The 7900-nt window shown below is 37.0% G+C and carries 5 protein-coding genes and 1 rRNA gene; 3 read left to right on the top strand and 3 right to left on the bottom strand.

The annotated features are described in order from the left end of the window. Positions 1-219 (bottom strand): 16S ribosomal RNA (locus DF947_RS08075); the annotation flags it as partial. A gap of 892 nt (positions 220-1111) precedes the next feature. On the opposite strand from DF947_RS08075, the gene DF947_RS08070 reads away from it, so the two are divergent. Both DF947_RS08070 and DF947_RS08065 read left to right on the top strand, forming a co-directional pair. Then, positions 1112-1810: a ComF family protein gene (locus DF947_RS08070; protein WP_109929174.1), complete on the top strand. Its 699-nt coding sequence runs from the start codon at positions 1112-1114 to the stop codon at positions 1808-1810. A 16-nt stretch (positions 1811-1826) separates the two neighbouring features. Beyond that, entirely contained in the window at positions 1827-3203 is a 1377-nt protein-coding gene (locus DF947_RS08065; RefSeq protein ID WP_146202886.1) for a hypothetical protein, read from the top strand. 394 nt (positions 3204-3597) lie between these two features. Here the strand turns inward: DF947_RS08065 and glyA are convergent, their stop codons facing one another. Beyond that, complete coding sequence (gene glyA / locus DF947_RS08060) at positions 3598-4869, bottom strand: serine hydroxymethyltransferase (protein WP_109929172.1); 1272 nt, start codon at positions 4867-4869, stop codon at positions 3598-3600. A 95-nt stretch (positions 4870-4964) separates the two neighbouring features. Beyond that, entirely contained in the window at positions 4965-5708 is a 744-nt protein-coding gene (locus DF947_RS08055) for a segregation and condensation protein A (RefSeq protein ID WP_109929171.1), read from the bottom strand. 188 nt (positions 5709-5896) lie between these two features. Here DF947_RS08055 and dxs point away from each other — a divergent pair, with 188 nt between their 5' ends. Next, the gene (gene dxs / locus DF947_RS08050) at positions 5897-7825 is read left to right on the top strand and encodes a 1-deoxy-D-xylulose-5-phosphate synthase (RefSeq protein WP_109929170.1); all 1929 of its coding nucleotides are present in this window, start codon (positions 5897-5899) and stop codon (positions 7823-7825) included. Positions 7826-7900: the final 75 nt, after the last annotated feature.

Raw genomic sequence — 7900 nt, 5'->3', positions numbered from 1 at the left:
TCCCATAAATGTTTGATCATTGTACAATGCCGTACTGTGATTTTATGCGGTATTAATCCGGATTTCTCCGGGCTATCCCCCAGACAGAGGCAGGTTGCATACGCGTTACGCACCCGTGCGCCACTTTTGCGAGGAGCAAGCCCCTCGCTATCGTTCGACTTGCATGTATTAGGCCTGCCGCTAGCGTTCATCCTGAGCCAGGATCAAACTCTCCATTGTAAAATGTTGTTTTGATTCTGACCAGTTTTTAACCATGTTAAAAATGGTCTTCTTTTTTTGTGTCTGTTAGACACCGTCTTTAAAATAAAGCAGGGTATTCTGTACTTGAACAGTACTTCATTACCGCCGCTACGCTACATTGACATCTCTTTTAAGAACTTGTTCGGCAATTACCTCGCGGCCGCCTTTATATATCTTCTCGCTTCAGTTGGGCATAAGTCTTGATCGTCTTTTCCCCGTTTCCGCCCGTTTCAATCTTTTTTTCTGTCTTTCCGGCATCCGCCGTTCCGACTCTCTTTTCCCTTCGTTTCCGTTGGGAGTGCAAAGGTAGGAATCTTTTCGCAACTTCCAAATAAAATATTTTTTATTTTTCGGCGCCTCTTTTTTTCCTCCACTACTTTCAGTACCGCCCCTCCCGGGGCTTTCCCGTCCCTTCCGGACAGGGTTGCAAAGGTAACAACTTTTTCCCTCTCTCCAAGAACTATTTCAAAATAATTCCCTTCCCCCTAATCCCATGTAACCGTCTCCTCCGAAGCGGGATGCAAAAGTAGAAAAAATATCCGCCACGGCAAATACCGGGAACAACAAATTTTCCCAAAAGACCGTAAACGCATGAAAATCAACAAGAAAAAATTAGCAAAACACCCAAACTTTTTAACACAAAGAATGTTTACGTCAATTTGAAAGGTCTATAAATAAAAATGAGCGTCGTTTTGGATTAGAATATTTCTTAAAAATGGATTCTAAATCACCAAAAATCAAATTCAAATCCTGACAATATTATTTATATCTGAATTTATTTTTGCAAAATCAATCCAATATTTCCGACCTATACTTTATAATGTAGACTATGTGCTATTTATTTATCATAAATCTTTTATAGATTAGAGTTATGATATCTATAAAACAATGGGGAGAAGATTTGATAGGATTATTATTTCCTAACCTCTGCAATGCCTGTGGCACTCCATTGTTTCATAATGAAGAAATAGTTTGTACAAAATGCTTATACGATCTTCCTTTTACAGATTACCACATCCATCCAGAAAACAGGGTAGCCAAACAATTATGGGGGAGATTACCCTTAAATGCGGCTATGGCAATGTTGTATTTTAGAAAAGGTGCCAAAGTTCAAAATTTAATGCACAACCTTAAATACAATAGTAAAACTGATGTCGGGATATTCTTGGGAAGCTTATTAGGCGAGCGATTGAAAAGCAGTACACTATATAAGGATATAGATTTTATTGTACCAGTTCCACTTCATCATAAAAAACTTAGATTAAGGGGGTATAACCAAAGTACTTTTATAGCGGAAGGAATTGCCGAAAAAATGGAGATTCCATTTAGCGAAAAAATTTTAATCCGGAATACGGCCACGGATAGCCAGACAAAGAAAAGCAGATACAGCCGCTATGAAAATATGAAAGCGGTTTTTAAAGTTGAAAACATGACCGATATAAAAGGTAAGCACATTTTATTGGTTGATGATGTTATAACAACCGGAGCTACTCTTGAAGCTTGTGCAAATGAGCTTTTGGAAAGCGGGGCATTAAAGGTTAGTATAGCTGCTTTGGCTTTCGCCGAATAATTTTCATATTTGATTTATGCGTTTAGTTATTATATACTGTTCCGTTTTTTTTATGTTGCTTTCTGCATGTAGAAAGGGTGAGCGTATAACGATTGATCCTAATGCAAAATTGAATATTGAAAAGGATAGCGTATTATTTGATACAATTTTTACTTCCATCGGATCAACCACCAAAAGAATAAAATTGGTTAACAAAAATAGTGATGCAGTAAATATTGAAGAGATTAAATTATCTGGAGGAGTTTCTTCTCCCTTTAATATCAATATAAATGGAGAAAGTACAGTACAGAAAAACAATCTGATTTTAAACGGTCAGGATTCTTTAAATCTATTTATTAAAGTAACGATTAACCCCAACACTAAAAACCTAGCTTTCTTAGTTCAGGATTCGATTATTTTAAATACAAATGGAAATAGACAGGTTATACAACTTATTGCCTATGGACAAAATGCCGTATTTATAAATGGTGGCCTAATTAGTTCAAATACCATTTGGAACAATACATTACCTTATGTTGTGAGCAATTCCATTACGATTAAAAATGGAAGTACACTAAATCTTCAACCGGGAGCACGCATTTATTTTCATAAAGATGCCTCAATGATTGTAGAAGGAAATTTAAATGCTTTAGGCACAACAACAGAACCCATTCAGTTTTGTAGCGATCGTTTAGAGGAATTTTACAATGATGAGCCTGGCCAATGGAAAGGCATTTATTTAAAACGAACCGGAAACGGAATAATTAGAAATGCAATTATTAAAAATGCATCTGTTGGGATTACTTCAGATTCACTCTCTGTAAATGCAAATCCAAAATTGATTTTGAGCAATACCGTTTTGAAGAACATGCAGGTTGCAGCCTACATTGGTTACCACTCAGAATTAATCGGCTTTAACAATCTTTTATATAACTGTGGTAATTATCTAATTTATGCGGTGGGTGGAGGCAATTACAATTTAAAACAAAATACTTTTGCTGGATATAATTTAAATTTTGCCCGCAAAACCGCAGCCTTAAGCTTTTCTGATTATCTGTCTGCCAATGCCTATAACAGTTTGAAATTGGATTTAGCAAATAATATTATATGGGGAAACCTTAATAACGAACTCGATATTCAAAAGAAAACCACTGCGAATGTTCAGATTAATATTTTAACCAATTTGATTAAAACTACCTCTACCAATTATGCGACCAATGGCAATATTTTAAATATTGATCCTGAATTTGTTTCAAATTCTACTCAAAACTTTGAATTATTAGACAATAGCAGTGCGTTAAAAAAGGGATCCAATTTGGCTGCTGACCCATATTTCGCTCTGTATCTAAACCATGATTTAAAATATAAAACAAGAATTTTTCCTTCATCTTTAGGCTGTTACGAAAAAAATTAATTTTTTTAATACCATCATAAAACAATTTGCAATTAAGGCCGTTTATATATTCGAGAGCGTTAATTTAGATGGTAAGGGTCGATAATTCTGTAAAGAAGCATCGGCCCTTTACTTTTTTAGCGAGGATTCAAGATTAGGGAAATACTTCCTCAGCTTCCTTTTTAGATGATTTTCAAGATCGTAATGGCCTTATGCAATTTGCAACCTTAAATAGTACCACTAACTTAATTTTCTAAACCAGATTGTAGCGATATACTTTTGGTTTCTATTTTGAAAACAAAAGATTTAGCGGAAAGCTGGAGTGACCTGAATTGAAATACAGGTTTTGCTTTTCTAAAACAAAAAAAGCAGCTACACATGAATGCAACTGCTTATATTATATATTGAATAAATCTTATTTATATAAAGGGAATTTGCTTACCAATTTGTAAACTTCTTCTTTAACTGCATTTAGGTTTGCCTCGTCTTCTGGATTGGTTAATACCTGATCGATTAAGTCAACGATTTGCTCCATCTCGGTTTCTTTTAAGCCACGGGTTGTAATTGCAGCTGTTCCAACACGGATACCAGAAGTTACAAAGGGAGATTTATCATCAAAAGGAACCATATTTTTATTAACCGTGATTTCTGCTTTTTCCAAAGCATTTTCGGCAACCTTACCTGTAATGTTTTTATTGCGAAGATCGATCAACATTAAGTGGTTATCAGTTCCGCCAGAAATAATTCCATAGCCTTTTGCAACAAATGCTTTCGCCATTGCCTGTGCATTAGCGGCAACTTGTTTGATGTACACACCATATTCATCACTTAAAGCTTCGCCGAAAGCAATTGCCTTAGCTGCAATAATGTGTTCTAATGGTCCGCCTTGAGTACCTGGGAAAACAGCCATATCCAACAAACTGCTCATGGTACGGATTTCGCCCTTTGGCGTTTTTAATCCCCATGGGTTTTCAAAATCCTGGCCCATCATAATCATACCGCCACGAGGGCCACGCAAAGTTTTATGTGTGGTTGTAGTTACAATATGGCAATGTGGAAGTGGATTTGCCAATAAACCCTTAGCGATTAAACCTGCAGGGTGAGAAATATCAGCTAAAACCAATGCTCCGATTTTATCTGCCACTGAACGGATAAAAGCATAATCCCATTCGCGTGAATAAGCGGATGCACCGCAAATAATTAACTTAGGTTTTTCTGCTAAAGCAACTTCTTCTAATTTTTTATAATCGATTAATCCAGTTTCCTTATCTACACCATAAAAGAATGGCTGATAAAGTTTGCCTGAAAAGTTAACTGGCGAACCGTGGGTTAAGTGACCGCCATGAGAAAGGTCGAAACCCAAAATTTTATCGCCAGGCTGGATCACCGCAAGCATTACAGCTGCATTAGCCTGAGCGCCAGAGTGTGGCTGAACGTTAACCCATGCTGCGCCAAACAATTCTTTAGCTCTATCTATTGCAAGTTGCTCTACAACATCTACAACCTGGCAACCGCCATAATAGCGTTTCCCAGGCAGGCCTTCGGCATATTTGTTGGTTAATACTGAACCAGCAGCTTCCATTACCTGCTTGCTCACAAAATTTTCTGATGCAATAAGTTCTAAACCGTGTTCTTGTCTGTCTAGCTCTTTATCGATGAGTTCAAAAATTTGGGTGTCGCGTTTCATCCTTATATAGGTTTGTATTTTTTCTGCAAAAGTAAGAAATTTATTGAAACTGTTACCGAATGAATGTAAGCAAGTTGAAGAGTTTCAGCAACAAATTAACTACTGGTTTTAACATTAAAGTTATTATAGCCATTGCCAATTGTTATTTCGATGATTTGTTGTTGCAACATTTCTAAAATGGCTAGAAAATTATAAACAAAGTGTACTTTATTTTCAGAATTTTTGAGCACAAGAGCAAAATCGATCTGTTTATTGATATCGAGCAGATTGGCAATAAAATGCTTCTGTTGCTCTATCGTGTAGGGATATTGAATAACCGTATGTTTAACTTCTTCGCTGCGAAGTTCATATTTCTGCATGGTTTTGTGGTAAACCATCAAAAGCTTATACAAATCCAAAGAAAGCAATTCATCTTGATGGGTTGATGATTCAGCAGCTACAGATAAATCATATTCTATATTGCCCCGTCGTTCCTGTTGTAATCTAGCCTCTTCAAAAACCTTCATTTCTTCTGCTACGGATTTAAATTGCTTGTAGGCAATTAACCTGGCGATTAAATCTTGTTCGGGATTGATTTCGTTTCCAGCTTCATCTACTTCGATACGGGGAAGCAACATTTTTGATTTGATTCGCATTAAGGTTGCTGCCACAAGAATAAACTCGCTGGCCACTTCTACATTTAACGCTAAAAGCTGGTGGATATAGGCAAGGAAATCGTTGGTGATTTTTGAAATTTCTACATCTTGAATGTTCAGTTCATCGCGTTCGATAAAGAACAATAACAAATCGAAGGGCCCCTCGAATACCGGAAGTTTAATTTCAAAATTTTCTGCCTGCATCTCTAAAAACAAACATAACAAATTTATGGTTTATTAATAAATAGGCTAGCAGTATCCCATCCAACATTTCAGTCAGTAAAACAACCAATTGTAATAAAGATACGCTACCGAATATCTGTTAACTATTTTCTTAAATATTAAAACAAAAATACCTTTCTTTGTATCTTGTTTTTTACCCAAAATACCGAATGCAAGTAAAAGCTGGCCCCCTATTATCTACAATTAACTATCCTGCTGATTTAAAGCAATATAGCGAAGCTGACTTAGAGCAAATAAGCCAGGAATTACGACAATACATTATCGATGTGGTAAGTGTAAATGGTGGCCACTTTGCCGCCAGTTTAGGCGTTGTTGAATTAACAGTAGCCCTACACTATGCATTAAATACACCTTACGATAAACTCGTATGGGATGTTGGCCATCAGGCTTATGGACATAAAATACTTACTGGACGAAGAGAATCTTTCCATACCAACCGTATATATAAAGGTATAAGCGGTTTTCCGAAAATAAGCGAAAGCGAATACGATACTTTTGGCGTAGGCCATTCATCCACTTCGATTTCTGCTGCATTAGGCATGGCTGTTGCCTCTCAAATTAAAGGTGAAAAAGACAGACAACATGTTGCCGTAATTGGTGATGGCGCAATGACAGCGGGTTTAGCCTTTGAAGGATTGAACCATGCAGGAATTGAAAACAGCAATGTTTTAGTGATCTTGAATGATAACTGCATGTCTATCGATCCTAATGTTGGTGCACTAAAAGAATATTTAACCAGTATTACCACTTCAAAATCTTATAATCGCTTCCGCGATGACATTTCTCATGTACTAACTGGCTTATCAAAACTTGGCCCTAATGCTCATAAGTATGTTAAAAAGATTGAGAAAAGCATAAAAGGAACGCTTTTAAAACAAAGTAATTTATTTGAGGCCTTAAATTTTAGATATTTCGGTCCGGTTGATGGACATGATGTTAAACGTTTGGCCGCAATAATAAAGGATTTGGCAGCTATTCCGGGTCCGAAGTTGTTGCATTGCGTTACGGTAAAAGGTAAGGGCTTTGCTTTAGCAGAAAAAGATCAAACGAAATGGCATGCCCCGGGATTGTTTGATAAAATTACCGGAGAAATCAAGAAGAGTATTCCGGATAAGCCTCAGCCACCAAAATATCAGGATGTTTTTGGACATACCATGGTTGAGCTCGCTGAAGCAAATGATAAAATTGTTGGAATTACGCCAGCAATGCCTTCGGGTTCATCATTAAATATTATGATGAAAGCAATGCCAACTAGAGCTTTTGATGTTGGAATTGCTGAACAGCATGCCGTAACTTTTTCCGCTGGCTTGGCAGCACAGGGATTGGTTCCATTCTGCAACATTTACTCTAGTTTTATGCAAAGGGCATATGATCAGGTGATTCACGATGTGGCAATTCAAAAACTAAATGTAGTCTTTTGTTTAGATCGAGCAGGTTTGGCAGGTGCTGATGGTGCAACCCATCATGGTGCTTATGATATTTCATACATGAGGTGCATTCCAAATTTAGTGGTTTCATCACCAATGAATGAAGAAGAATTGCGAAACTTAATGTTTACGGCTCAACAAGAAAATGCAGGTCCTTTTGTAATCCGTTACCCAAGAGGAAGTGGTGTAATGGCAGATTGGAAAAGACCATTCAAAGCATTGGAAATTGGAAAAGGCAGAAAAATTTGTGATGGTGAGGAAGTTGCCATTTTAACCATCGGCCATGTAGGCAATTTCGCAGTCGAAGCCCGTGCCGAATTAAATAGCGAAGGGATTTATCCAGCACATTACGATTTACGATTTGTAAAACCGCTTGATCAAGAATTACTACATGAAGTGTTTTCTAAATACAAACACATAATTACAATAGAAGACGGCGCTTTACAGGGCGGTGTTGGTTCTGCCGTGTTAGAATTTATGGCTGATCATAACTACAGTGCAAATGTTGTTCGGTTGGGTATCCCTGATCAATTTATAGAACATGGGGAACAGGCAGAGCTTTGGGCAGAATGTGGTTATGATAAAGCATCGATAATTTCTACAGTAAGAAAGTATGCTGTAAAAAGAGTGACTGATAGCATGACTGGATAAGTTAATCCTTTTGAACATAAAAAATCCCCATCGATTTAATAAATCAGATGGGGATTTTCATTTTAGGGGTGAAAT

The sequence above is a fragment of the Pedobacter paludis genome, from assembly GCF_003173575.1.
GTDB classification, from domain to species: Bacteria; Bacteroidota; Bacteroidia; order Sphingobacteriales; family Sphingobacteriaceae; genus Pedobacter; species Pedobacter paludis.
Note: the sequence above shows the minus strand (reverse complement) of the source record. Positions and strands in the feature narration are given on the sequence as shown.